The organism is Pseudomonas sp. NPDC089569 (assembly GCF_050280625.1).
Lineage (GTDB): Bacteria > Pseudomonadota > Gammaproteobacteria > Pseudomonadales > Pseudomonadaceae > Aquipseudomonas.
The window spans coordinates 1-23,726 of record NZ_JBNNVQ010000095.1; the positions used below are offsets into that span (position 1 = coordinate 1).

The 23,726-nt window shown below is 59.7% G+C and carries 25 protein-coding genes and 1 pseudogene; 13 read left to right on the plus strand and 13 right to left on the minus strand.

What is annotated here, in order from left to right:
- The 4 genes and pseudogenes from ACQKP2_RS25725 to ACQKP2_RS25740 form a co-directional block, all read left to right on the plus strand.
- Positions 1–259 (plus strand): annotated as a pseudogene (locus tag ACQKP2_RS25725) (hypothetical protein); the annotation flags it as partial.
- Positions 256–972: an ABC transporter ATP-binding protein gene (locus tag ACQKP2_RS25730; RefSeq protein WP_427580579.1), complete on the plus strand. Its 717-nt coding sequence runs from the start codon at positions 256–258 to the stop codon at positions 970–972. The pseudogene ACQKP2_RS25725 and the gene ACQKP2_RS25730, both read left to right, overlap by 4 nt.
- Before the next feature lie 332 nt (positions 973–1,304).
- Positions 1,305–1,706 carry a hypothetical protein gene (locus ACQKP2_RS25735; RefSeq protein ID WP_427580581.1) on the plus strand — a complete coding sequence of 134 codons (402 nt, stop codon included), beginning with the start codon at positions 1,305–1,307 and terminating at the stop codon, positions 1,704–1,706.
- Between the two features lie 111 nt (positions 1,707–1,817).
- A complete protein-coding gene (locus ACQKP2_RS25740; RefSeq protein ID WP_427580582.1) occupies positions 1,818–2,588 on the plus strand; it encodes an SDR family oxidoreductase in 771 nt (256 codons plus the stop codon).
- Between the two features lie 94 nt (positions 2,589–2,682).
- Here ACQKP2_RS25740 and ACQKP2_RS25745 read toward each other — a convergent pair whose 3' ends face one another.
- From ACQKP2_RS25745 to ACQKP2_RS25775, 7 genes are all read right to left on the minus strand, one after another.
- Entirely contained in the window at positions 2,683–3,816 is a 1,134-nt protein-coding gene (locus ACQKP2_RS25745) for an AGE family epimerase/isomerase (RefSeq protein ID WP_427580583.1), read from the minus strand.
- 187 nt (positions 3,817–4,003) lie between these two features.
- Positions 4,004–4,576, minus strand: coding sequence for a HupE/UreJ family protein (locus ACQKP2_RS25750; RefSeq protein ID WP_427580585.1), 573 nt, complete (start codon positions 4,574–4,576; stop codon positions 4,004–4,006).
- Between the two features lie 20 nt (positions 4,577–4,596).
- A complete protein-coding gene (gene ureG, locus ACQKP2_RS25755) occupies positions 4,597–5,211 on the minus strand; it encodes an urease accessory protein UreG (RefSeq protein ID WP_427580586.1) in 615 nt (204 codons plus the stop codon).
- A gap of 23 nt (positions 5,212–5,234) precedes the next feature.
- Positions 5,235–5,909 (minus strand): urease accessory protein UreF, encoded by a 675-nt coding sequence (locus ACQKP2_RS25760; RefSeq protein WP_427580588.1) that lies wholly within the window; start codon positions 5,907–5,909, stop codon positions 5,235–5,237.
- On the minus strand, positions 5,906–6,406 hold the full coding sequence (ureE, locus tag ACQKP2_RS25765) for an urease accessory protein UreE (protein WP_218440582.1): 501 nt from the start codon (positions 6,404–6,406) through the stop codon (positions 5,906–5,908). The genes ACQKP2_RS25760 and ureE overlap by 4 nt, the downstream gene beginning before the upstream one ends.
- Before the next feature lie 192 nt (positions 6,407–6,598).
- A complete protein-coding gene (locus ACQKP2_RS25770; RefSeq protein WP_427580590.1) occupies positions 6,599–7,231 on the minus strand; it encodes a TetR family transcriptional regulator in 633 nt (210 codons plus the stop codon).
- A 171-nt stretch (positions 7,232–7,402) separates the two neighbouring features.
- Positions 7,403–7,936: a hypothetical protein gene (locus ACQKP2_RS25775; RefSeq protein WP_427580618.1), complete on the minus strand. Its 534-nt coding sequence runs from the start codon at positions 7,934–7,936 to the stop codon at positions 7,403–7,405.
- A 388-nt stretch (positions 7,937–8,324) separates the two neighbouring features.
- On the opposite strand from ACQKP2_RS25775, the gene ACQKP2_RS25780 reads away from it, so the two are divergent.
- Positions 8,325–10,394: an AsmA family protein gene (locus tag ACQKP2_RS25780; protein ID WP_427580592.1), complete on the plus strand. Its 2,070-nt coding sequence runs from the start codon at positions 8,325–8,327 to the stop codon at positions 10,392–10,394.
- Between the two features lie 74 nt (positions 10,395–10,468).
- Here ACQKP2_RS25780 and ACQKP2_RS25785 read toward each other — a convergent pair whose 3' ends face one another.
- The 3 genes from ACQKP2_RS25785 to ACQKP2_RS25795 form a co-directional block, all read right to left on the minus strand.
- Complete coding sequence (locus tag ACQKP2_RS25785) at positions 10,469–11,185, minus strand: hypothetical protein (protein WP_427580594.1); 717 nt, start codon at positions 11,183–11,185, stop codon at positions 10,469–10,471.
- A gap of 69 nt (positions 11,186–11,254) precedes the next feature.
- Positions 11,255–12,022, minus strand: a complete 768-nt coding sequence (locus ACQKP2_RS25790; RefSeq protein ID WP_427580596.1) for a hypothetical protein — start codon at positions 12,020–12,022, stop codon at positions 11,255–11,257.
- 175 nt (positions 12,023–12,197) lie between these two features.
- Entirely contained in the window at positions 12,198–13,100 is a 903-nt protein-coding gene (locus ACQKP2_RS25795; protein ID WP_427580598.1) for a LysR substrate-binding domain-containing protein, read from the minus strand.
- 123 nt (positions 13,101–13,223) lie between these two features.
- Here ACQKP2_RS25795 and ACQKP2_RS25800 point away from each other — a divergent pair, with 123 nt between their 5' ends.
- From ACQKP2_RS25800 to ACQKP2_RS25810, 3 genes are all read left to right on the plus strand, one after another.
- A complete protein-coding gene (locus ACQKP2_RS25800; RefSeq protein ID WP_427580600.1) occupies positions 13,224–13,862 on the plus strand; it encodes an FMN-dependent NADH-azoreductase in 639 nt (212 codons plus the stop codon).
- A complete protein-coding gene (locus ACQKP2_RS25805) occupies positions 13,863–14,168 on the plus strand; it encodes a DMT family transporter (protein WP_427580602.1) in 306 nt (101 codons plus the stop codon). It abuts the gene before it with no gap.
- 106 nt (positions 14,169–14,274) lie between these two features.
- On the plus strand, positions 14,275–15,165 hold the full coding sequence (locus tag ACQKP2_RS25810; RefSeq protein ID WP_427580604.1) for an esterase/lipase family protein: 891 nt from the start codon (positions 14,275–14,277) through the stop codon (positions 15,163–15,165).
- Positions 15,166–15,253: 88 nt separating this feature from the next.
- On the opposite strand, the gene ACQKP2_RS25815 is transcribed toward ACQKP2_RS25810, so the two are convergent.
- A complete protein-coding gene (locus ACQKP2_RS25815; protein WP_427580605.1) occupies positions 15,254–16,141 on the minus strand; it encodes a DMT family transporter in 888 nt (295 codons plus the stop codon).
- 96 nt (positions 16,142–16,237) lie between these two features.
- Here ACQKP2_RS25815 and ACQKP2_RS25820 point away from each other — a divergent pair, with 96 nt between their 5' ends.
- The 3 genes from ACQKP2_RS25820 (at position 16,238) to ACQKP2_RS25830 (ending at position 18,654) form a co-directional block, all read left to right on the plus strand.
- A complete protein-coding gene (locus tag ACQKP2_RS25820) occupies positions 16,238–17,032 on the plus strand; it encodes an AraC family transcriptional regulator (protein ID WP_427580606.1) in 795 nt (264 codons plus the stop codon).
- Between the two features lie 64 nt (positions 17,033–17,096).
- On the plus strand, positions 17,097–17,405 hold the full coding sequence (locus ACQKP2_RS25825) for a PsiF family protein (protein WP_427580608.1): 309 nt from the start codon (positions 17,097–17,099) through the stop codon (positions 17,403–17,405).
- A 235-nt stretch (positions 17,406–17,640) separates the two neighbouring features.
- Entirely contained in the window at positions 17,641–18,654 is a 1,014-nt protein-coding gene (locus ACQKP2_RS25830) for an AI-2E family transporter (protein ID WP_427580610.1), read from the plus strand.
- 114 nt (positions 18,655–18,768) lie between these two features.
- On the opposite strand, the gene ACQKP2_RS25835 is transcribed toward ACQKP2_RS25830, so the two are convergent.
- Positions 18,769–20,043, minus strand: a complete 1,275-nt coding sequence (locus ACQKP2_RS25835) for an Hsp70 family protein (protein WP_427580612.1) — start codon at positions 20,041–20,043, stop codon at positions 18,769–18,771.
- 297 nt (positions 20,044–20,340) lie between these two features.
- On the opposite strand from ACQKP2_RS25835, the gene ACQKP2_RS25840 reads away from it, so the two are divergent.
- Together ACQKP2_RS25840 and ACQKP2_RS25845 are read left to right on the plus strand one after the other, a co-directional pair.
- Entirely contained in the window at positions 20,341–21,282 is a 942-nt protein-coding gene (locus ACQKP2_RS25840) for a DnaJ C-terminal domain-containing protein (RefSeq protein ID WP_427580613.1), read from the plus strand.
- Between the two features lie 24 nt (positions 21,283–21,306).
- A complete protein-coding gene (locus ACQKP2_RS25845; protein WP_427580614.1) occupies positions 21,307–21,612 on the plus strand; it encodes a chaperone modulator CbpM in 306 nt (101 codons plus the stop codon).
- A gap of 238 nt (positions 21,613–21,850) precedes the next feature.
- On the opposite strand, the gene ureC is transcribed toward ACQKP2_RS25845, so the two are convergent.
- A complete protein-coding gene (gene ureC, locus ACQKP2_RS25850) occupies positions 21,851–23,551 on the minus strand; it encodes an urease subunit alpha (protein ID WP_427580616.1) in 1,701 nt (566 codons plus the stop codon).
- Positions 23,552–23,726: the final 175 nt, after the last annotated feature.

Sequence of the window (23,726 nt, forward strand, 5' to 3'; positions counted from 1 at the left end):
CAACCGACTCGTTGAATCGGCTCCTGACAGGCCCCGCACTGCGCAGGGCTTGCCGGCGATGATCCGGCTGCTGCGCGACGAGCACGATCTGACCGTGGTGCTGATCGAACACGACATGGGCATGGTAATGAGTATTTCCGACCACATCGTGGTGCTGGACCACGGCATCGTCATCGCCGAGGGTGGCCCTGACGACATCCGCAACGATCCGAAAGTGATTGCCGCCTACCTGGGTGCCGACGAAGAGGAGGTGGTATGACCAAGCCCATCCTCGAACTCAAGGACCTCGACGTGTTCTACGGTCCGATCCAGGCGCTGAAGAACGTTTCGCTGCACATCAATGAAGGCGAAACCGTGAGCCTGATCGGCTCCAACGGCGCCGGCAAGTCGACCCTGCTGATGTCGATTTTCGGCCAGCCCCGGGCGGCGGACGGTCAGATCCTCTATCAGGGCGTGGACATCACCCACAAGTCGTCGCACTACATTGCGTCCAACGGCATTGCGCAGTCGCCGGAAGGACGGCGGGTGTTCCCCGACATGACCGTGGAGGAAAACCTGCTGATGGGCACCATTCCCATTGGTGACAAATACGCCAAGGAAGACATGCAGCGCATGTTCAAGCTGTTCCCCAGGCTCGAAGAACGGCGTACCCAGCGTGCAATGACCATGTCCGGTGGTGAGCAGCAAATGCTTGCCATTGCCCGTGCTTTGATGAGTCGACCGAAACTGCTGCTGCTCGACGAGCCAAGCCTGGGCCTGGCCCCGATCGTGGTGAAACAGATTTTCGCCACCCTGCGCGAGCTGGCCAAGACCGGTATGACCATCTTCCTGGTGGAACAGAACGCCAACCATGCCCTCAAGCTGTCGGATCGTGCTTACGTGATGGTCAACGGCGAAATCCGCATGAGCGGAACCGGCAAGGAGCTGCTGGTCAACGAGGATGTGCGTAACGCCTATCTCGGCGGGCACTGAGTCTTCGCGTTAAACAAAAACGCCCTGACGTTTACAGCGTCAGGGCGTTTTTTTTGCGCGTTGCCCTCTGTAGGAGCGAGCACGCTCGCGATGGTGGTTAACGATAACGCGGGTTGTCTGGAAGCCCGCGGTGTTCTGGTGTTTTTCGCGAGCGTGTTCGCTCCTACAGGAGTGGCTGCGAGAGGTAAAGCCAATTGTGGAAAACAATCTTTCCCTGTTCCTGAGCTGCGACATAAAACCGCTGCAAATTACTGTTTTGTCACGGTTTTGACTTGTCCCCGTTTGCTGTGGAGCGGGCTGTGTATAACGTGGTGGTAGCTGGCTGAGAGCCTTTGAAACCGTGGCTTGTAGCGTTGTGGTTGATTTTTGATCAGGTGTTTTTGGCAGGCTTGAAGGTGGCATTGTCAACCCTTTTCTTGATGATGAAAGCACCTCGAATTCATCTGTATAAGCCTGTGGATAACTCTGTGGTTAAACTCTGGAAAGACTCTGCTGAAGGCCGTGGTTACTGGCTTGCGGCCATCTCCGGTTTGACCGCTTGGTCGAGAAAGTGGCCAGGGCCTGCACAGCAGGTCGATAAGGGTCAAGCGAAAAAGTTTTCAAATCCCTCTCAAAGCCTTGTGGATAGCGGCTTGCAGCTTTTCCAGTTGCCCCCGGAATGTGTGGATGGGCTTGTGGATAAGGTGCGGGTACCTGGCTGCACGCCGCTGGGTTCAAGGCATTGCGCCAGTTGATCATTTTTTGTTCGGTATGTGCGGTGGTTGCCGGTGTGGACAAGGCCGGGCATGCTGCCTGCTGATTTTCTATTCCAATGGCTGGCCTTCAGCCCAAGCAAGGAGAACACGATGTCCAACACCCTGTTTATTACCGGCGCGACCTCCGGTTTTGGTGAAGCCTGTGCCCGTCGTTTTGCCGAGGCCGGCTGGAAACTGGTGCTGACCGGCCGTCGTGAAGAACGCCTCAACGCGCTGTGTGCCGAACTGTCGAAGCAGACCGAAGTGCATGGGCTGGTGCTCGACGTGCGTGACCGCAAGGCCATGGAAGACGCCATCGCCAACCTGCCGCCGAGCTTCGCCAAGCTGCGCGGGCTGATCAACAACGCAGGCCTGGCGCTGGGAGCCGATCCGGCGCCCAAATGCAGCCTGGACGACTGGGACACCATGGTCGATACCAACATCAAGGGCCTGATGTACAGCACTCGCCTGCTGTTGCCGCGCCTGATCGCCCACGGTCGTGGCGCCGGTATCGTCAACCTGGGGTCCGTCGCCGGCAACTACCCGTATCCGGGCAGCCATGTGTATGGCGGAACCAAGGCCTTCGTCCAGCAGTTCTCCTTGAGCCTGCGCTGTGACCTGCAGGGCACGGGTGTGCGGGTCAGCAACCTTGAGCCGGGCCTGTGTGAGAGTGAGTTTTCGCTGGTGCGTTTCGGCGGTGACCAGGAACGCTACAACGCCACCTACGCCGGCGCCGAGCCGATCCAGCCGCAGGACATCGCCGACACGATCTTCTGGATTCTCAATGCCCCGGCGCATATCAACATCAACAGTCTGGAGCTGATGCCGGTCAGCCAGAGCTGGGCGGGGTTTGCGATTGATCGCAGTGGTGGCAAGGCGTAAGACCGCGCAATGGCTGTTCGCGGGCAAGCCTCGCTCCTACAAGGTTCACACAATACCTGTGGGAGCGAGCCTGCTCGCGATAGCTATCTGTCGGTCAACGCAGATAGTCGGCCAACCCCTGGTAACAGGTCGCCAGGTGGTAAGGCGTGGTCGATGGCATGTCCCGGCGGCTGACTTCGCCGTGCTCGTCACGGCATTCATACCAGCCGCCGGCATGCAGTGAACGCTGTTGCAACGCACGCAGTTGACGCAAAATCGCCGCTTCGCTGCCCGGACGCAATGTCAGGGCGCGAAGGTATTCTGCCTGGGCCCAGATACGCTGGGTCGCATCCCGCGAGCCACCTTCCGGCCCGAGGTCGAGCATCGCCCGCACGGCACCGGTCTGTTGATCGACACCCAACTGCTCGGTGAAGGCAAAGGCGCGCTCCAGCGATGCATGCAGTTTCGAATCGCGCAGCAGTGGCGACGATTGCAGCAGGAAGTACCACTCGAATTGATGCCCCGGCTCGAACCAGTTATCCACAGCTCCCAGCGGTTTCTCCATCAACACGCCATGTCGAGCGTCGATGAAGCGCTTTTGCATGGCTGTGCATAACTCGACAAGCGCCCGTTCGACCGCAAGGTCTTCACGCACCGAGAGCGTGGCCAGAAACGCTTCGGCCAGGTGCATCAGCGGATTTTGCAGCGGGCCGCTGCAGAGCGTTGACCAGTCACGATTCAAGTCGGCTTCGTAGAGGCCGTCTCCGGTGGCGAAACGTCGCGTGATGACCTCCAGGGCGGCGTTGAGCACCGACTCCACCAGGGGCTCGCGAACCTTGTCCCAGTAATGAGCGCAGGCGAACAGGATGAAGGCGTGGGTGTAAAGGTCCTTGCGCGAATCCAGTGGCGCTCCGTGCGGGTCGATGCTGTAAAACCAGCCGCCATGCTCGGCGTCGTGGAAATGCCTCTGCAAGGAACGGAACAGCGCCGCGGCACGCTCTTGAGCGTTCGGTACTTCGCCGATCAGGCTGGAAAACAGGAACAGTTGCCGTGCGCAGGCCATGGCCCGATAGCGTTGAGGAGGCAACGGTCGGTGCTCGGCATCCAGCGCCTCATAGGGCAGCGCCATGTCGGCGTTCCAGCCAGGGCCCTGCCACAGGGGCACGATCACTTCCTTGAAGTGCTGTTGCACGTCGCTGAACAGAGCGGCCAATTCAGGCAGGGAGGCGGAGCGGGAGGCTTGCGGCATTGGCTGGCGTCATCACGGCAGGGTTGATTGCGCGACATGTTAACAGGCCTTGGGGATGTGTTGTCTGTCAGGCCGTCATCGCTGGCAAGTCGGATCGCCGCACCGCAGCTCCCACAGGATTGTGGACAACACAAAACCCGTAGGAGCGAGGCTTGCCCGCGAAGAGGCCATTACAGGCGACGCAATTTCAGCCCGCCAACAACCACACCCCAGTCGCCGCCGAAGCCGCACCTGCCAGCCGCACCAGCGGTGCGGCGGCTTGAGGCAATGCACGCACCATCGCGTAACCCGCCGCGTGCAACGCCGCCGTTGCCGCCACAAACCCCGCTGCATACGCCCAGGGGTTCGACATATCGGGCAGTTCCAGGCCATGAGCCACACCATGGAACAGGGCGAACAAAGCTGTTGCGCCTACCGCCACGGTCAACGGCGGACGCACCGCCAAAGCCACCGCAAGACCCAGCGCCAGCACCGAGGCTGCAATCGTGCCTTCCAGCGCCGGCAGACTGAACCCTTCGAACCCCAGCAATCCGCCGATCAGCAGGGTGCCGACAAAGGTACACGGCAGCGCCCAGCGCGCCGCACCGTGTTGCTGAGCCGCCCACAGACCGACCGCAACCATCGCCAATAAATGATCCAGGCCACCGACCGGGTGACTGATACCAGCGATCAGGCCGTTATCGCCGTGCCCAGGGTGAGCGAAGGCGATAGCCGGGGTCAGTAGCAGGGCAATGGCGCCCACGATGCGTTCAAGTGTCATGTCCAGGCTTCCTTGTAGGTTCAGGCTGCGGTCAGCAGGCCCTGGCGTTCGATGAAGGCGATGATTTCTTCCAGCCCCTGGCCGGTTTTCTGGTTGCTGAAAACGAACGGCTTGCCGTTGCGCATGCGCGTGGTATCGCTGTCCATCAGGGTCAGGGAGGCGCCCACCAGGGGCGCCAGGTCGATTTTGTTGATCACCAGCAGGTCGGATTTGCAGATGCCCGGTCCGCCCTTGCGCGGCAGCTTGTCGCCCGCCGAAACATCGATCACATAAAGGGTCAGGTCCGACAGCTCAGGGCTGAAGGTCGCCGACAGGTTGTCGCCACCGGACTCCACCAGAATCAGGTCCAGTCCCGGGAAACGACGGTTCAATTGATCCACGGCTTCGAGGTTGATCGACGCGTCTTCGCGGATTGCCGTGTGGGGGCAGCCACCGGTTTCCACGCCGATGATGCGTTCCGGTGCCAGGGCCTCGTTACGCACCAGGAAGTCGGCGTCTTCGCGGGTATAGATGTCGTTGGTCACGACGGCCAGGTTGTAACGGTCGCGCAGGGCCAGGCACAGGGCCAGGGTCAAGGCGGTTTTGCCGGAGCCGACAGGGCCGCCGATGCCGACACGCAGGGGTTGTGTATTCATGTGACTCTCCAAGATAACGGGCCCTAGGAACGAAACAGACGGCTGTACTGGCGCTCATGGGCCATGCAGGCAAGAGACAGGCCGAAGGCGGCGCTGCCAGGGTGTTCGGGGTTGAGGGTGGTGGCGTTATGCTGGGCCTGTTGCAACAGTGGCAGCAGTTCGCTGGTCAGGCGCTGGGCCGCCTGCTGCCCCAGCGGCAAGGTTTTCATCAGCACGGCCAACTGGTTTTCCAGCCAGCTCCAGAGCCAGGCGGCCAGGGCATCCTGTGGGTTGATCCGCCAGGCGCGGGCGGCCAGCGCCCAGCCCAGGGCCAGGTGCGGTTCGGTGTGCTGCTGGAGAAAGGTACGGGCGACCTCGTCGAGCTCCGCAAGGCCGTTGAGCAGCTGCTGCAAGGAGTAGCCCATCTGGCGGCTCTCCTGATGCAATTCGCGGGTTTCCCGGCTGGCGCGCTGCTGTTCGCAGTAATGCAGTAATTGGCTCCAGTTTTCTTCGTGGGCGGCCTCGCAGTGGGCGAGTAGCAGCGGGGCTTCGAAACGGGCCAGGTTGAGCAGTAATTGATCACCGATCCAGCGCCGCGCACTGTCAGAGTCATGGACGCGGCCATTTTCCACCGCCATTTCCAGGCCCTGGGAATAGCTGTAGCCGCCGATCGGCAGTTGCGGACTGGCCAGGCGCAACAGCGCCCAGGCGGGATTCATGGCCGTACGCCGAACTGATGCAGCTTGGGCGGATAGTTGAAATCTTCATCGCCGTGGCGCGAATGGTGATGGCCGCCGCCGTAGGCACCGTGTTCAGGTTGAAAGGGGGCTTCGATGTTTTCTGTGGTGGCGCCGAGCTGTTCGAGCATGGCCTTGAGCACGTAGTCATCGAGCAGACGCAACCAGCCGTCACCGACCTGCAGCGCGACGTGGCGATTACCCAGGTGATAGGCCGCGCGTGTCAGTTCGAAGGCATTGGCACAGGTCACGTGCAGCAGTTGCTCGGGACGAGCGCAAACGCGGACGATGCGTCCGTCTTCGGCTTGCAGACATTCACCGTCATGCAGTGGTGATTGACCACGCTCCAGAAACAAGCCGACGTCTTCGCCTTCAGCACTGAAACAGCGCAAGCGGCTTTTGCTCCTGGCTTCGAATGTCAGGTGCAGTTCGGCGGCCCAGACGGGTTGAGGGTCGATTCTGCGATGAATCACCAGCATCGGTAAGCTTCCGGCAATGGACGATGCTCGGGTTAGAGCAAGGGGCTTGCCAATCGGGGAGGGGCGTAGGAAATGCCTGAAGGCATTGAGTGCGTTTGTTTGGGGTGACGAGGAATTTGCATTGATTTGGCGCGCGCGGATTCTGGCAGGCACCCATTTGTGACAGCGGACGTGAATCTTCCTGGGGCGGGGTTATTCGGTACTGCCCAGGCCTTGCCAGTGCTTGAGGCCGATAAAAATGAAGCGCAGCTGCTGGGTGATTTTTGCCTGGGGTGTCAGGTGCTCGGGCAGTGCCTCGGCCGGAGGGTCAATGATGTCCGGCAGGGTGGCGAACACACTTTTGACGATCAGGTCCGCCATCACACTCAGGCCGGCGATATCCAGGTGCTGCAGTTTCGGCATCAGCGACAGATCGGCAGCAAGGTCCGAGCTGATACCTTCGCGCAAGCGGCCGATGGCCAGGCGCACTGGCAACGAGCCTCCATACTGCTCGCGGGCCAGAAACAGAAATTGCGAACGGTTGGCGCTGACCACATCGAGAAAGATCCGTACGGACGCATCGATGATGCCGCCCATGACGAATTCGTTATGCCGCACCAGGCGGATGGTTTCGCGAAAGGTCTGGCCGACCTCCCTGACAAGCTCCAGGCCCAACTCATCCATATCGGCGAAATGCCGGTAAAAACCGGTGGGGACGATCCCGGCGGTTTTCGCCACTTCGCGCAGGCTCAGGCTGCCAAATCCCCGACCGCCTTCCATCAAGTGGCGGGCAGCGTCCATCAACGCATTGCGGGTTTGTTGTTTCTGTTCGGCACGGGGCAGCATTGCGAAGGTGTTTTCTGCAGAAGGAGAGCGGCGCACTCTAGCAAATAGGCTTTGCCGGCGTCGAACAACGATGGGGGAGCAAGCGCAGAAGTACGGCAGTTACGAGATAAAACGCCTGAAAATCAAAAGCCCAATCCGCTGATTGGGCTTTTTTTCAGGGCCGTCATGGGGTTAGCTCATCGAACTGTTGCGTTCGATTACACGGTCACCACCACCTTCGGCCAGTGTTTGACCCGGGGTGCGATCGGAGCCATCGGCAGCGATGGTTTGACCAGGAGTGCGATCGGAGCCATCAGCTGCAATGGTTTGACCAGGAGTGCGATCGGAACCGTCAGCGGCGAGGGTTTGACCAGGAGTGCGATCGGAACCGTCGGCGGCGAGGGTTTGACCAGGAGTGCGATCGGAACCGTCAGCGGCGAGGGTTTGACCAGGGGTGCGATCGGAACCGTCGGCGGCAAGGGTTTGACCAGGAGTGCGATCGGAACCGTCAGCGGCAACGGTTTGACCTTGTTTGGTTTGATCGTAGCCATCTTCGGTGATCAGGCCTTTTTCTTTCAGGCGATCGTTACCACCTTCGGCCAGGGTTTGGCTGAAAACCGAGTGGCTGTCTTTGACTTGAGGCGTTGCTTGATCGGCGGCCGGCAGAGCAAAAGCTGTGCTGGCCAGCATTGAAAGTGTAAGGCTAAACAGTAATTGGCGTTTCATTATAGGGTGCTCCGCACGAGGGCAAAAAATTGGGTACGAGGGCAATGCTACTCTCGATAAGTCGATATAAAAGTTCATAAACGCAATGTTAATAATCAACGGAATTGATTGTTCTCTGCAGGCCTTGTAAACCGGGCGTTTCCGGCGATTGGTTTTGCACCGGAGTGGGTATTTTCCACCCACATTTGCCACGTAAAAGTGCGGGTCAGGTAACGCGAAAGCAGGAGCAAAAAGCGGCAACCGGGCAGTCAAAGAAGGCAAAATCGGCGTTTCGATTAAACCTGCGGTTCGTTTTTCAGTCGTAGATTCCATGACGGGCCGGATCTGGCCCGGCGTTTTTCATGTGCGTCGCAGTTGGGGCGCTCAGTCGTATCAGGAGCCCTGTGCAATGACGCGCACTCATAAAATTGTTGCCGGCACCCTCAGCGCCCTGTTGGTCGTGTTGACGGTGCTGGTGTTGATCATCGCGTTCTTCGATTGGAACCGGATCAAACCCACACTCAATGCCAAAGTGTCCGAGGAGCTGCACCGGCCGTTCGCCATCAATGGCAACCTGACGGTGGTCTGGCAGCGCGAGCCTGACGAAGGCGGCTGGCGCGCCTGGGTGCCTTGGCCGCATGTGGTGGCCGAAGACCTGAGTCTGGGCAATCCCGACTGGTCGAAGACGCCGCAAATGGCCAGCCTCAAGCGCGTCGAGCTGCGAATATCGCCGTTGGCCATGCTGGCGCGGCATGTAGTGATCCCGCGCATCGACCTCACCGAACCCAATGCCCAGCTGCAGCGTCTGGCCGATGGCCGGGCTAACTGGACGTTCAAGTTCGACCCGAAAGACCCCAATGCCGAGCCTTCAGCCTGGGTGCTGGATATCGGTGCGATCAGGTTCGACAAAGGCCATGTCACCCTTGATGACCAGAGCCTCAAGACGCAGCTCGACCTGCTGATCGACCCGTTGGGCAAACCGATTCCATTCAGCGAGATTGTCGGTGACAAGGCAGCCAAAGCCGCGTTGGACAAAGGCACCGCGCCACAAGACTATGCGTTTGCTTTCAAGGTCAGCGGCCAGTACCACGGTCAGAAACTGGCTGGACAGGGCAAGATCGGCGGTCTGCTTGCCTTGCAGGACGCAAACCGACCTTTTCCGCTGCAGACTCAAATGAAAATCGGCGAAACCAGTGTTGAACTGGCCGGCACCCTGACTGACCCACTGAACCTTGGGGCCCTGGACCTGCGCCTGAAACTGGCCGGGACCAGCCTGGGCAACCTTTATCCGCTGACCGGCGTAACCCTGCCGGATACGCCGCCTTATGCCACCGACGGTCATTTGATCGCCAAGCTGCATGAGCCGGGGGGCGCGGTATTTCGCTACGAGGAGTTCAACGGCAAGATCGGCGCCAGCGATATCCATGGCAACTTGAGTTACGTCGCCAGCCAGCCGCGACCGAAACTCAGCGGTTCACTGCTTTCCAATCAACTGCTGTTTGCCGACCTGGCTCCGTTGATCGGTGCCGACTCCAATGCCAAGCAAAAGGCCCGGGGAGGCGAAAGCAAGCAGCCGGCGGATAAAGTGCTGCCGGTTGAAGAGTTCAAGACCGAACGCTGGCGCGATATGGACGCCGACGTCGAGTTCACTGGCAAACGTATCGTTCACAGCGAAAAACTGCCGTTCAACGATCTCTACACGCACCTTGTATTGACCGATGGCTTGCTCAGCCTTGAACCGCTGCGATTCGGCGTGGCAGGGGGCAAGCTTGAGTCGCAGATTCGTCTCAACGGCCGCACGGAGCCCTTGGAGGGCAATGCCAAACTCACTGCGCGAGGCTTCAAGCTCAAGCAACTGTTCCCGACCTTCGAGCCGATGAAAACCAGCTTCGGCGAGCTCAATGGTGATGCCGATTTGACCGGTCGTGGCAATTCGGTGGCCAAATTGCTGGGCAGTGCCAATGGCAATCTCAAGATGCTGATCAATGACGGCGCCGTCAGTCGCGAGCTGATGGAGCTGGCCGGGTTGAACGTGGGCAACTATGTGGTCGGCAAGATTTTTGGCGACAAGGAAGTGAAGATCAACTGCGCGGCCGCCGACTTCGATATCAAGACCGGCCTTGCCACCACGCGCCTGTTTGTCTTCGATACCGAGAACGCGATTATCTATGTCGATGGCACGGCCAACATGGCGACCGAGCAACTGGACCTGACCATTACCCCGGAGTCCAAGGGCTGGCGCCTGATTTCGTTGCGCTCGCCGCTGTATGTGCGGGGCAAGTTCATCAAGCCTGATGCCGGGGTGAAAGCGGTGCCACTGATGTTGCGTGGGGCCGGGATGGTTGCGCTGGGGGTGATTGCCGCGCCGGCGGCGGGGCTGCTGGCATTGGTGGCGCCCAGCGGCGGCGAGCCGAATCAGTGTGCGCCGTTGCTGGAGCAAATGAAGGCGGGCAAGGCACCGAAATCGGTAAAGAACTGAAGCGCGCCTTGAAAGGCGTTGATCGCTCTCCAAGCCACTGTCAGAGAGCGATCAAGGAGGTGATCACTCCGGTTTCAAACGGGACAAGCCGATTTTGCAACCTGTAGTAGATCGGTGTTGATGCGATTACCGATTTTTTTAATGACAGTGGCCCTGACATTTTCGTATTGGCGCGCATCCAGAGAACTGACCATCAACCACAGGTTGGTATTGCCATCCTTGATGGTGTCGAGGAGCGGTTGATCGAGGATGTCGATGCCAATGCCGTCGCGGGTTTTGAATGCAACTTGCAGCGTGATGATGCTTGCGTTGTGAGTGATCAGCGTAAGTCGGGTCGAAGTGGCTACGGGTGATTGGGTTGAGCCTGGTGCTGTTGTCTCCTCGTTTGCAACGAACGCATTGGTGTGAAGTTTGTCGAGAAAGGACTTGATCGCCGAAGAGTGACCTTCGGTTTTTTTTAACTGCGAAAACGCGGTGGCCAGTGTTTGTTTCTCCTCTTTGCTCAAAAGGGACCCCATACCGAGCTCGACAATTTTCAGAAGGCATTTTGTGGGGAACTCCTGACGCTTGAACTCTCGGCTTTTAATGATCCAGCCTATTTTCCCGACGGTGTCCACATAATCGGCCCAAAGCAGTTCTTTGCTGTTTGATTGCTTTGAAATGGATGCGAGTTCACCGAGCAGACTGGAGTTCAGAATGTCTTTTTTAAAGGGCTCGGTGTGCGCACCGATAAACAGTGTTATGTTGCCGTTGATCAGGTGGATATCAAATAGGGGTGTGTCCATAATCATGGGCGCTCGGGTTTTGTGTGTGCTAAAAAGTCGGCAAGTTGCTTGCCGACTGTTGGCTGTTCGATACTTTTAAAAATCGGGAAGTTCTTCAATGAATTTCTTGCCCGCTTCACTGTACTTGCTGTAAATCGCGTCACGCAGGCTGGCGAATACCTTGTTGTCCAGGTATGTGCGAACAGCGCCGGTTTTTATGCTGGTGGTTTGTTTGGTCGATTTCCAGAACAGGATGCCGCGGGTGCTTTCCCGTGCGTCGAGGGAAATGCAATTAAGGACCATGTTCGCTTGTTTGTTGGCATCGACCCAGACTGGCGCGATGTCGAATTTTGCCTGAGCACCGAGTTTGTTGTTGCGGTTGAAAATCTCGATGGCTTTGACGTTGTCCTGCACGGTTTCTACAGCCTTTTTCGCCACGTTTGCCAGCGTATAAGCTGCATTTCCTCCGATCAGGCTTGTGGCAACCTCCAGGGCCACTTGATCCATGGTCAAGCCGACCCGGTTTATCGTGACTTCCTGAATGTCCTTGTTTTGGATAATCCACCCAAGCTTTTTCAAGCCATCGACATAGTATTTGTACCATTCAAACAGTTGTGCGTCGTCAGGGTAAAGTTTGGTGGCGGCATTTTGCATGACTAACTTGCAAAGATTGACGTCGTCGATGGTTTCCTGCGAAATGCCGGGTAGAAAAACATCGATTGTGTCGGGCATTACACTGGCGGTTGGCTTGTTGATGTCGTGTGGTGGTATGTCGTCAGGGTGTCTGGCAAAAGTTCGTGGCGTTATCAAGGTTGGCAATGACGCCAGGGAGTCGATGAATTCAAGTCGCTCTTGAAGAAGCATGGGTGTAATCCTTTACTTGTTTGTTTGAACAACCAGTGGGTTGTGGTTGTTAGAATAATTCCTTGTGGGTGGAAATCCATTTAATGGTTGTAACTTTCGGTGTGGGTGTGATTTTCGGTAGTTGCTGTTTTTATATTAAGTCTGCGCTGGCTTAACTTTTAAGTGGCATACGCGCTCAGCGCAAATCATGCCCCGATAAAGTCGCCTCCTCATGCAGCCACGCAAAAAACGCCCGAACCGGCGGGTGACGCTCGCGACCCGGCACACACAAGGCGCTGTAACCGGCGCCATCGACCTGTACGTCTTCCCGATAGGGCATCAGCAGACCACTGGCCACGCTCTCCGACACCAGAATGTTGCTGGCCAGCACCAGGCCTTGTCCGGCAATCGCCGCTTGCAGCGCGTAATGTTCTTCGTCGTATTCGCGCATCGCCGGCAGGTTGCTCAACCAGGCCTCGCCGGCCTGTGCACACCAGGCTTCCCAGCCGTGGGCATAGAGCCTTGAGTTGTGCCAATGCACGCTGATCAGCGTCGGTGTGCGACGTGCCGCCAGCGCCACTTGTTCCGGCGAGCCATACACGCCGAAGGATTCGTCGAACAGGCACACCCCATAGAGGTTCGGGTAGGTGTCGAGGCTATAGCGCACCACCAGATCGACACTGGCATCCTGATGCAGATCGATGACTTCGCAGTGGGTGTCCAGGCGCAGGCTGATGTTCGGATGACGGGCGTAGAAGCGTCCCAGGCGAGGTACCAGCCAAAGCGCGGCGAAGGCCGCTGTCGTGGAAATCGTCAGGTTGGCGCCGCTGCGTTGCGGGCGCAGGGTGTCGACGCTTTGCGCGACTTCCAGAAAGGCACCGTGCAGGCTACGAAACAACCGTTCGCCGCAGTCGGTCAGGCGAACCTGGCGTGGCAGGCGTTCGAACAGCGGCACGCCGAGCCAGGTTTCCAGCGAGCGGATCTGATGGGACACCGCCGTCGGGGTCACTGACAGTTCCTCGGCCGCCGCCTTGAAGCTCAGCAAGCGCGAGGCGGATTCAAAAGCGCGCAGGGCGGTCAATGGCAACGAGGCAAACATGCGAAAACTCCATGGATGAATTCAATTCATCCTGACTGATTTTTACTCATTTGATGGATGGCAGTTGTCAGCTTCAAGCTGCAATCCACAAGCAAATTCAGTGTAGTCCTTGAGGAGATTCAGATGAGTAGAATTCTTGCTGTTCATGCCAGCCCAAGGGGCGAGCGTTCCCATTCGCGGCGTTTGGCCGAGGCGTTTCTCTCGGCCTGGAGCGTCCGTCATCCGCAGGGGCAACTGACCCGCCGTGAAGTCGGGCGGGCGTTGATTCCACCAGTCAACGAGGCATTCGTGGCGGCCGCGTTTTATCCACAGCCTGAGGCGCGGCCGCTGTCGATGCAGGCCGACCTGGCGCTGAGCGACGAGTTGGTGGGTGAATTGCTGGGGCATGATTTGCTGGTGATCTCCACGCCGATGCACAACTTCAGCGTGCCCAGCGGCCTGAAAGCCTGGATCGATCAGATCGTGCGACTCGGGCTGACCTTCAATCACACGCTGGACAACGGCGTAGCGCAGTACGAACCGCTGGTGCATGGCAAAAAGGCGTTGATCGTGACCAGCCGCGGCGGATTCGGGTTTGGGCCGGGGGGCGAACTGGAGTCGATGAATCATGCCGATCCCTTGCTGCGCACGGCCCTGGGTTTCATCGGCATCACCGATGTCACGGTGGTCGCCGCCGAGGGTGAGGAATCGGAGTCGCGCACCTTCGAGGTTTCTGCCGCCGAGGCCGAACAGCGCTTGCTGGCGCTGGCCAGGGAGTTTTAGATGGCCTGGTTGTTTCTGCTAATCGCCGCCGGGTTTGAGGTCACCTTCGCCATGGGTATGAAGTATGCCGAAGGCTTTACCCGGCTGTGGCCATCGGTGATCACCGTGGCGGCGGCCGTGGCGGGTGTGTATTTCCTGACCCTGGCCATGCGTGAGCTGCCGGTGAGCATCGCCTACCCGATCTGGACCGCCATCGGTTCGCTGGGCACGGTGTTTCTCGGTTTCGCCTTGCTGGGGGAGAGCCTGAGCGTGGTCAAGTTGCTCTCGGTCGGGCTGATCGTGGCGGGGGTGGCAGGGCTTAAATAGGGCGGATGTCATAGACTGGTCGTGCAGTTGTCATCTTCGCTGGTGATGCTTGGCGGATGTTTGTATCCGGCCTTGCGTCACCACTCGATTACAAGGATGTCTGCCCATGTCGCAAGGTTCGGCCACGCGATACCCACTGGTGTTGGTCCCGGGCATGCTCGGCTTTGTCCGGCTGCTGCTGTATCCGTATTGGTACGGGATCGTTTCGGCGTTGCGCCAGGGCGGCGCGCAGGTATTTGCGATACAGGTCTCGCCGCTGAACTCCAATGAAGTGCGGGGTGAACAGTTACTGGCGCGGATCGAGCAAATTTTGCAGGAAACCGGGGCCACGAAGGTCAATTTGATCGGCCACAGCCAGGGCGCGCTGACGGCCCGTTACGCCGCTGCCATGCGGCCGGATCGGGTGGCGTCGGTGACGTCGGTGGCGGGGCCGAATCAGGGTTCCGAGCTCGCCGACTACCTGCACAGGCATTACCCTCACGATAGCGTCCGTGGCCGCTTGCTGAGCTTTCTGCTGCGCCTGATCGCGGCGGTGATGAGCCTGCTGGAAACCGGTGATCGCGGACCGAAACTGCCTGTGGATATTCATGGTGTCCACCACTCGCTCACCACTGAAGGCGTCGCCTTGTTCAATCGGCGTTATCCACAGGGGTTGCCCGAGACCTGGGGTGGGCACGGGCCGGAAGAAGTGAACGGCGTGCGCTATTACTCCTGGTCCGGCACCCTGCAGCCGGGCAGGACCGATCGCGGGCGCAATCTGTTCGATGGCACGAACCGCAGTTGCCGGTTGTTCGCCAGAACCTTCATGCGAGAAGCCGGGCATTGCGACGGGATGGTCGGCCGCTACAGCTCGCACCTGGGGACAGTGATTGGCGATGAATACCCGCTGGACCATTTCGACATCGTCAATCAGTCGCTGGGGTGGGTGGGGAAGGGGGCAGAGCCGATCCGGTTGTTTGTCGAACATGCGGCGCGGCTCAAAGCGGCCGGGCTTTAGATCGCGTTATCGTTCTTCGCGGCAAGCCTCGCTCCTACAAGGACGGTGAAATCCTGTAGGAGCGAGGCTTGCCCGCGAAGGCGTCAGATCATGCAACGCAGACTTTACGCCCCAACACCAACGTCCAGCGCTCGGAAACAATCACCCCGCCCAGCGTCAACATCCCGCCCACAAGGTGATACATCGCCAATTGTTCATGCAGCACAACCGCCGCAATCAGCGCGGTCATCACCGGCAGCAAATTGAAAAACAGTGTGGTACGGCTCGGCCCCAGGCGTACCACCGCTTGCATCCACGCCAATGGCGCCAGCATCGAGGCCAACAGGCAGGCGTATAGGACCAGGGGAACGTTGCGCAGAGTCAGGCCGGTTTTTTCCGACACGAGGAACAGCGGAAACAGCACGATCACCGCCACCAGCACTTGCAGATAAAGCAACACCAGCGGCGGCAGGCGCAATTGCCATTTTTTCAGCAGGGTGCTGTACAGCGCGTAGGCCAGCGTGGCGACGAGCATCATCGCATCGCCCAGATTCACCCCGTGCTCCAGCAGGGCATCGAGGCTGCCGGATGAAACAACCACCAATACCCCGGCGAACGACAGCACCGCACCGGCCAGTGCGCCGGCGGTCAGGCGCTGGCCAAGGCTGATGATTGCCATGGCCAGGGACATCAACGGCATCAACGACAGGATGATGCCCATGTTGGTGGCCGAGGTCAGGGCTGCGGCGAAATACGCCAGGCTCTGGTAGACCGCCATGCCCAGAACGCCCAGCACGAAAATCCTGCCCAGATTCGGCCGAATCGCCGGCCAGTGGGCGATTACGGGTTTGAGCATGAAAGGCGTGAACAACAGTCCGGCCAGCAGCCAGCGGTAAAAACCGATCTCGGCGGGGAAGATCGCCCCGGCCGACATTTTGGTGATCACGGTGTTGCCGGCCCAGATAAAAATGGCCAGCAGGGGATAAGCGTATTGCATCGAGGAAAACCGGAACGTGAATGAAGGGCGATTATCCCTTGTCCGGATGCAGGCTTATACTTCGATCCAGACAACCCACCCCTGATTCCGGACAGCATGACCAGTCAACACATCGACCTGCTGGACTTCAGCGAATTGCCCGCCCCGGTGTACTTCCGCTACGCCGATTTCGATGCTCACCGCTTTGCCTCCGCTCACCGACACCCCTGGGGCACGCTGGAGTATTCGGCCCATGGTGTACTGCACATGGAGATCGAGGGCAGCCGTTTCATGTCACCGCCGCAATATGCCGTCTGGGTTCCGCCCGAGACCGAGCACAGCTTCTACAGCCACCAGCCGGTCAACTACCGCGCGGTCTGCCTCGCGCCGTTGCTGTGTCGTGATTTGCCATCCCAGGCTTGCACCCTGGCCATCAGCGACATCCTCAAGGCGATCCTCAAGGACTTCGCGGCGCGGGATGTGAAGATTCCCGAGCAGGACGCGGATCGGCGTCTGGCCCAGGTCCTGGTCGATCAATTGCAACAGGCGCCGGTGCATGAGTGCTACCTGCCGTACGCCAGCAGCGCCGGCCTGCTCGGCATTCTGGAGGCCTTGCATGGCGATCCCGGCAACAACCGGCCATTGGCGGATTGGGCGGCACTCATTCATGTGAGCGAGCGCACGCTGGCGCGGCAGTTTGTCCGTGAGTTGGGCATGAGCTTCGGCGAGTGGCGCCAGCGTTTGCGTTTCATTGCGGCCATCGAGGCGCTGGACAGCCATCGCAGCATTCAGGAAATCGCTTTCGACATGGGGTACAGCACCGGCTCTGCGTTTATTGCGATGTTCCAGCGCCAGGCCGGGTGCACGCCGGAGCAGTACCGACGCAGCCACCTGGAGAGCAGGAAGGTGTAACAGCACTTGTCTACACTCTTCTGCAAGGCCGTTCCCCTCGGTGCGGCAAACAGGAGAAAACTCCATGAAGATGCTGCGTGTCCCTTTGTTGATGATCGGTTTGCTGCTCTGCGCCCAGAGCTTCGCCGCCACGGATCAACAGAACAAGATGACCACCTGCAATGCCGACGCCACCGCGAAAAGCCTCAAGGGCGATGAACGCAAAGCCTTCATGAGCAATTGCCTCAAAGCCGCGCCGGCGGCGAACGATGCCGGTGCTGCCATGACACCGCAGCAGCAGAAGATGAAAACCTGCAACGCCGATGCGACGACCAAGGCCCTCAAGGGCGATGCACGCAAGGCGTTCATGAGTGATTGCCTGAAGAAAAAATAACAACGGCCGAGATGTGTGGACCCTGACAGGGCCCCATCGCGAGCAGGCTCGCTCCCACAAGGGAAATGCTTTGCACAGGATTAATGTGGGAGCGAGCCTGCTCGCGATGGGGGCGCCAAGAGCAACGCAAAAATATGCCGGACCCCGACCAAGGTCGCCCCACACAATCCCTAGTGCTGACACCCGATCGCTGGCAGACTGCCAATCCTTTTCACGCCGTTCGTTTTGAGGCTGTATGCCAACGTTTTCTCAGCGACAAGTATTGCTGGTCATCAGCTGGATCATCATTTTTGGCGGACTGTTGCTGGTGATTCCGTTGCGGTTGTTGCCCAGCCTGCTGGCCGGGCTGCTGGTGTTCGAACTGGTCAACATGCTCACCCCGCAATTGCAGCGATTGATCGAAGGTCGGCGTGCGCGTTGGCTGGCGGTGGCGTTACTGGGGACCCTGGTGGTCAGTGTGTTGACGCTGATCTTTGCCGGTGCGATCAGCTTTTTGCTGCACGAGGCAGAGAACCCGGGCGCTTCGCTCGATAAATTCATGGGCGTTGTCGATCGCGCACGGGGGCAATTGCCACCGTTCCTCGACGCCTACCTGCCCGCCAGCGCCGCGGAGTTCCGCGTGGCGATTGGCGAGTGGGTGAGCAAGCACCTCAGCGACTTGCAACTGGTGGGCAAGGACGCGGCGCACATGTTCGTGACGCTGCTGATCGGCATGGTGCTCGGCGCGATCATTGCCTTGCAGCGCGTGCCGGACGTGACCAAACGCAGGCCCCTGGCCGCTGCGTTGTTCGAGCGCCTGCACCTGCTGGTCCAGGCCTTTCGCAACATCGTGTTCGCGCAGATCAAGATTTCCCTGCTCAACACCTTCTTCACCGGCATTTTCCTGGCCGTTGTGCTGCCGATGTTCGGTATCAAGCTGCCGTTGACCAAGACCCTGATCGTCCTGACGTTCCTGCTCGGCCTGTTGCCGGTCATCGGTAACCTGATGTCGAACACTCTGATCACGATCGTCGGCCTGTCGCTGTCGATCTGGGTGGCGGTGGCAGCGCTCGGTTACCTGATTTTTATCCACAAGCTCGAATACTTCCTCAATGCACGCATTGTCGGCGGGCAGATCAGTGCCAAGTCGTGGGAGCTGTTGTTGGCGATGCTGGTGTTCGAAGCCGCGTTCGGCCTGCCGGGCGTGGTGGCAGGGCCGATTTATTACGCGTACCTGAAGAGCGAGTTGAAGCAGGTGGGGATGGTTTGATCGGGTAGATGTATTGCCGGACAGGGCCCCATCGCGAGCAGGCTCGCTCCCACAGTTAAAAGCATTTCCCTGTGGGAGCGAGCCTGCTCGCGATCGGGGCGCCTCGGTTTTGGATCAGCCCATCGAGCCGTAACGCTTGGCCGCTTCGATCGCCAGACCGCTACCGATGCTGCCAAAAATGTTGCCTTCCACATGCCGCGCATTCGGCAACATCGCTGACACGCTGTTGCGCAGCGCCGGAATGCCGCTCGAACCACCGGTGAAGAACACCGTATCCACTTGATCGAACCCTACATTGGCGTCTGTCAGCAGCTGGCTCACGCTGTTGCGCACGCGATCGAGCAAGTTGTCGATGGACGACTCGAACAGCGCGCGGGTCAGCTCCACGCTCAAGCCAGATTCGATGCGATCCAGCGGGACGTGGCGGCTGTCGGAGTAGGTCAACTCGATCTTGGTTTCTTCAACGAGCATGGCCAGCCAGTGCCCGGCGCGCTGTTCGATCAACTTGAACAGACGGTCGATACCGCCGGTGTCTTCAATGTCGTAGCGCATGCTGCCCAGGGCCAGCTGGGACTTTTGCGAGTACACCGAGTTGATGGTGTGCCAGGTCGCCAGGTTCATGTGGTGGCTGGTGGGCATGTAGGCGCCGCTTTTCATCCGGCTGCCGTAGCCGAACAGGGGCATCAGGCCTTGCAGGCTCAGTTGCTTGTCGAAATCGGTCCCGCCGATGTGCACGCCACCGGTGGCCAGGATGTCGTCCTGGCGGTTATCCACGCTACGGCGCTCGGGTGACAGGCGCACCAGCGAGAAGTCGGACGTACCACCGCCGATGTCCACGATCAGGACAAGCTCTTCCTTGTCGATGCTCGACTCGTAGTCGAAGGCGGCCGCAATCGGTTCGTACTGGAACGAGACGTCCTTGAAGCCGATCTTGCGCGCGACTTCCACCAGGGTGTCTTCGGCTTCCTTGTCGGCCACCGGATCTTCGTCGACAAAGAACACCGGGCGACCCAGCACCACTTGCTCGAACTCCCGACCGGCGGTCGCTTCGGCGCGGCTCTTGAGCTGGCCGATGAACAGGCCGAGCAGGTCCTTGAACGGCATCGCCGTGCCGAGCACGCTGGTGTCGTGCTTGATCAGTTTGGAACCCAGCAGGCTCTTGAGCGAGCGCATCAGGCGGCCTTCATAGCCTTCCAGGTATTCGTGCAGCGCCAGGCGGCCGTACACCGGGCGGCGTTCTTCGAGGTTGAAGAAGACCACCGAGGGCAGGGTGATCTTGTCGTCCTCCAGCGCAATCAGCGTTTCCATGCCGGGGCGCAGCCAGCCGACGGTGGAGTTGGACGTGCCGAAGTCGATACCACAGGCACGGGCTGGAGATGCGTTGTTCATGTCTTTCGGGTTCCGGTCAAAAAACGGCCGCGCAGTGTATGTCACTGCGGCACAGAATCGAAGGCCGATTATCCGCTAAATCTTGCCGGTCAGCGCCTTGAAAGACGCCCCATCACCCCCAAACTACCCTGCATCAACCGGACAGCCACGGGGTAGGCGCAAGTCACCCCGTCCGCTGCCGATAAACTTCTGATGCGCTGCCCGGTCACAACCTTGAGATCGGTCAACGGCTGCGCTGCAATCAGGCGCATGCTGTGGCAGGTGGCGCGATTTCGATAACGGATGGTGATCCCCGCGATGGACTTCAAAGACTATTACAAGATTCTCGGTGTGGAGCCGACGGCAGACGACAAGGCGATCAAGGCCGCCTATCGCAAGCTGGCGCGCAAATATCACCCCGACGTCAGCAAGGAAAAGGACGCCGAGGCCAAATTCAAGGACGCCTCTGAAGCGTATGAAGCGTTGAAAAGCGCCGACAAACGCGCCGAATACGACGACCTGCGCCGCTATGGCCAGCATGGCCAGCCGTTCCAGGGGCCGCCGGGCTGGCAGAGCCGTGGCGGATTTGGCGGTGGCCAGGAAAGCGGTGATTTTTCCGATTTCTTCAGCTCGATTTTCGGCAACCGCGGCCCTGGCTTCGGCGGTGGGCAGTCGCGCCGCAGTAGCGGTCGTCGTGGCCAGGACGTGGAAATGGAACTGGGGGTTTTTCTTGAAGAAACCCTGTCGACCGAGTCGAAGAAGGTCACCTTCCAGGTGCCGCACTACAACGCCGCCGGGCAGCATGTGAGCAACACCCCCAAAAGCCTGAACGTGAAAATCCCCGCCGGCGTGACCGACGGCGAGCGCATCCGCCTCAAGGGCCAAGGTGCACCGGGCAGCGGCGGTGGCGCCAATGGCGACCTGTACCTGACGATCCGTTTTGCGCCGCACCCGAAATTCGATGTCGAAGGCGAAAACCTGATCATCACGCTGCCGCTGGCGCCGTGGGAGCTGGCGCTGGGAGCCGAAGTCGCGGTGCCGACGCTGACCGGCAAGATCAACCTCAAGGTTCCGGCCGGCAGCCAGAATGGCCAGCGCATGCGTGCCAAGGGGCATGGCTTGCTGAACAAGGCCGGTGAACGTGGGTTCCTGTTCGTGCAACTGAAGGCCGTCATGCCGAAAAAATCAGACGACGACATCAAGGCCCTGTGGCAGCAACTGGCGAAGAAAGCCGCCTTCGACCCCAGAGAAAACTTCTGATCCCCGAACAAGGAGTCACTGACCATGAGCAGTCCCCTGATCGTTCAACTGGACCTGGCAGAATTCTGTGAGGCGACCGACCTGTCGGACGTCTACGTGATCGAAATCGTCGAACACGGCATCCTCGAACCTCAGGGGAACGCGCCCAAGGACTGGCGCTTCACCGATTACGAACTGACGCTGGCCAAGCGCGCCGCCAAACTGCGCCACGACCTGGAACTGGAGTGGGAAGGTGTTGCTTTGGCGCTGGACCTGTTGGAGGAAGTGCGTGAGCTGCGGGCCGAGAACCGGATGTTGCGGCAGCGGTTGAGGCGGTTGGTAGTGGAGTAGTTGCACAGGGCTGTACCCTGTCCTGCGTAGGAGCCAGGCTTGCCGGCGAAGGGGTTTTCGCAGGCACCGCATGGTGCGGGGTTGCTTTCGCGGGCAAGTCGGATCGCCGCACCGCTCGCTCCTACAAAGATGCACCTTGTCCCGCGTAGGAGCCAGGCTTGCCGGCGAAGGCATTTTCGCAGGCACCGCATGGCGTGAGGTCTGTTCGCGGGCGAGCCTCGCTCCTACAAGGGGCTGCTTAGAACAGGAAGTACCGCTGTGCCATCGGCAAGGTTTCCGCCGGCTCGCACCACAACAACACACCATCGGCCTTGACCTGATACGTCTGCGGATCGACGTCGATGTTCGGCAGGTAGTCGTTGTGGATCAGGTCGGTTTTCTGCACGTCGCGGCAGCCTTTGACCACGGCGATTTTCTTTTTCAGGCCCAGGGCTTCCGGCAGGCCGGCCTCTTGCGCCGCCTGGCTGATGAAGGTCAGGCTGGTGGCATGCAATGAGCCGCCGAAGCTTGCAAACATCGGACGGTAGTGCACCGGTTGCGGGGTCGGGATCGATGCGTTCGCGTCGCCCATCAGGCTGGCGGCGATGGCGCCACCCTTGAGGATCAGCGTCGGCTTGACCCCGAAGAACGCCGGGCGCCACAGCACCAGGTCGGCCCATTTACCCACTTCCACCGAACCCACCTCATGGCTGATGCCGTGGGTGATTGCCGGGTTGATGGTGTATTTGGCGATGTAGCGTTTGGCGCGGAAGTTGTCGTTGCCGGCACCGTCACCGGGTAGCGGGCCGCGCTGCTTTTTCATCTTGTCGGCGGTTTGCCAGGTGCGCGTGATGACTTCGCCGACCCGGCCCATTGCCTGGCTGTCGGAGCTGATCATCGAGAATGCGCCTAGGTCGTGGAGAATGTCTTCGGCGGCAATGGTTTCGCGACGGATGCGGCTTTCGGCGAAGGCCACGTCCTCGGCGATGCTCGGGTCCAGGTGATGGCAGACCATCAGCATGTCGAGGTGTTCGTCGATGGTGTTGCGGGTGAACGGCCGGGTCGGGTTGGTCGAGCTCGGCAGTACGTTGGCGAAACCGCAGGCCTTGATGATGTCCGGCGCGTGGCCGCCACCGGCACCTTCAGTGTGGTAGGTGTGGATGGTGCGGCCTTTGAACGCGCCGAGTGTGGTTTCGACGAAGCCCGACTCATTGAGGGTGTCGGTGTGAATCGCCACCTGCACGTCGTACTGATCGGCGACGCTCAGGCAGTTGTCGATGCTCGCCGGGGTGGTGCCCCAGTCTTCATGGAGCTTGAGACCGATGGCCCCGGCCTTGACCTGTTCGATCAGCGGTTCCGGAAGGCTCGCGTTGCCTTTGCCGGTCAGGCCGATGTTCATCGGGAAGGCATCGGCGGCCTGGAGCATGCGCGCCAGGTGCCAGGGCCCGGAGGTGCAGGTGGTGGCGTTGGTGCCGGTGGCGGGGCCGGTGCCGCCGCCGATCATGGTGGTGACGCCACTCATCAAGGCCTCTTCGATCTGCTGCGGGCAAATGAAGTGGATGTGGGTGTCGATGCCGCCGGCGGTGAGGATCATGCCTTCACCGGCGATCACTTCGGTGCCGGCACCGATGGCGATGGTGATATCGGGCTGGATGTCCGGGTTGCCGGCCTTGCCGATGGCGGCGATGCGCCCGTCCTTGAGCCCGACGTCGGCCTTGACGATGCCCCAGTGGTCGATGATCAGGGCGTTGGTGATCAGTGTGTCGACGACGTCGGCGGCCGGCAACTGGCTCTGACCCTGACCGTCGCGGATGACCTTGCCGCCACCGAACTTCACTTCTTCGCCGTAGGTGGTGAAGTCCTTCTCGACTTCGATCCACAGCTCGGTATCGGCCAGGCGAACCTTGTCGCCGACGGTGGGGCCGAACATGTCGGCGTAGGCTTGACGGGAGATTTTCATGTTCATGCCTTGAGAATTAGTCTGGATTCGAGATCGCATTCGCGGGCAAGCCTCGCTCCTACAAGTAGCAGCGTTACCCTGTAGGAGCGAGGCTGAACTGGTCAAGTAATTCTGGACACCAGTTAAGGTTTTCACGCCGCCAATTTCTCCATAGCTACCGGCGATCGGTAGCCGT

Excerpts from the sequence above, each read along its gene's own strand:
- ACQKP2_RS25740 (WP_427580582.1), top strand. The coding sequence starts at position 1,818 with ATGTCCAACACCCTGTTTATTACCGGCGCGACCTCCGGTTTTGGTGAA.
- ureC (WP_427580616.1), bottom strand. The coding sequence starts at position 23,551 with ATGAAAATCTCCCGTCAAGCCTACGCCGACATGTTCGGCCCCACCGTC.
- ACQKP2_RS25820 (WP_427580606.1), top strand. The coding sequence starts at position 16,238 with ATGACCAGTCAACACATCGACCTGCTGGACTTCAGCGAATTGCCCGCC.
- ACQKP2_RS25815 (WP_427580605.1), bottom strand. The coding sequence starts at position 16,141 with ATGCAATACGCTTATCCCCTGCTGGCCATTTTTATCTGGGCCGGCAAC.
- ACQKP2_RS25780 (WP_427580592.1), top strand. The coding sequence starts at position 8,325 with ATGACGCGCACTCATAAAATTGTTGCCGGCACCCTCAGCGCCCTGTTG.
- ACQKP2_RS25730 (WP_427580579.1), top strand. The coding sequence starts at position 256 with ATGACCAAGCCCATCCTCGAACTCAAGGACCTCGACGTGTTCTACGGT.
- ACQKP2_RS25745 (WP_427580583.1), bottom strand. The coding sequence starts at position 3,816 with ATGCCGCAAGCCTCCCGCTCCGCCTCCCTGCCTGAATTGGCCGCTCTG.
- ACQKP2_RS25750 (WP_427580585.1), bottom strand. The coding sequence starts at position 4,576 with ATGACACTTGAACGCATCGTGGGCGCCATTGCCCTGCTACTGACCCCG.
- ACQKP2_RS25790 (WP_427580596.1), bottom strand. The coding sequence starts at position 12,022 with ATGCTTCTTCAAGAGCGACTTGAATTCATCGACTCCCTGGCGTCATTG.
- ACQKP2_RS25760 (WP_427580588.1), bottom strand. The coding sequence starts at position 5,909 with ATGAATCCCGCCTGGGCGCTGTTGCGCCTGGCCAGTCCGCAACTGCCG.
- ureG (WP_427580586.1), bottom strand. The coding sequence starts at position 5,211 with ATGAATACACAACCCCTGCGTGTCGGCATCGGCGGCCCTGTCGGCTCC.
- ACQKP2_RS25830 (WP_427580610.1), top strand. The coding sequence starts at position 17,641 with ATGCCAACGTTTTCTCAGCGACAAGTATTGCTGGTCATCAGCTGGATC.
- ACQKP2_RS25785 (WP_427580594.1), bottom strand. The coding sequence starts at position 11,185 with ATGATTATGGACACACCCCTATTTGATATCCACCTGATCAACGGCAAC.
- ureE (WP_218440582.1), bottom strand. The coding sequence starts at position 6,406 with ATGCTGGTGATTCATCGCAGAATCGACCCTCAACCCGTCTGGGCCGCC.
- ACQKP2_RS25805 (WP_427580602.1), top strand. The coding sequence starts at position 13,863 with ATGGCCTGGTTGTTTCTGCTAATCGCCGCCGGGTTTGAGGTCACCTTC.
- ACQKP2_RS25835 (WP_427580612.1), bottom strand. The coding sequence starts at position 20,043 with ATGAACAACGCATCTCCAGCCCGTGCCTGTGGTATCGACTTCGGCACG.
- ACQKP2_RS25795 (WP_427580598.1), bottom strand. The coding sequence starts at position 13,100 with ATGTTTGCCTCGTTGCCATTGACCGCCCTGCGCGCTTTTGAATCCGCC.
- ACQKP2_RS25810 (WP_427580604.1), top strand. The coding sequence starts at position 14,275 with ATGTCGCAAGGTTCGGCCACGCGATACCCACTGGTGTTGGTCCCGGGC.
- ACQKP2_RS25800 (WP_427580600.1), top strand. The coding sequence starts at position 13,224 with ATGAGTAGAATTCTTGCTGTTCATGCCAGCCCAAGGGGCGAGCGTTCC.
- ACQKP2_RS25845 (WP_427580614.1), top strand. The coding sequence starts at position 21,307 with ATGAGCAGTCCCCTGATCGTTCAACTGGACCTGGCAGAATTCTGTGAG.
- ACQKP2_RS25825 (WP_427580608.1), top strand. The coding sequence starts at position 17,097 with ATGAAGATGCTGCGTGTCCCTTTGTTGATGATCGGTTTGCTGCTCTGC.
- ACQKP2_RS25770 (WP_427580590.1), bottom strand. The coding sequence starts at position 7,231 with ATGCTGCCCCGTGCCGAACAGAAACAACAAACCCGCAATGCGTTGATG.
- ACQKP2_RS25840 (WP_427580613.1), top strand. The coding sequence starts at position 20,341 with ATGGACTTCAAAGACTATTACAAGATTCTCGGTGTGGAGCCGACGGCA.
- ACQKP2_RS25775 (WP_427580618.1), bottom strand. The coding sequence starts at position 7,936 with ATGAAACGCCAATTACTGTTTAGCCTTACACTTTCAATGCTGGCCAGC.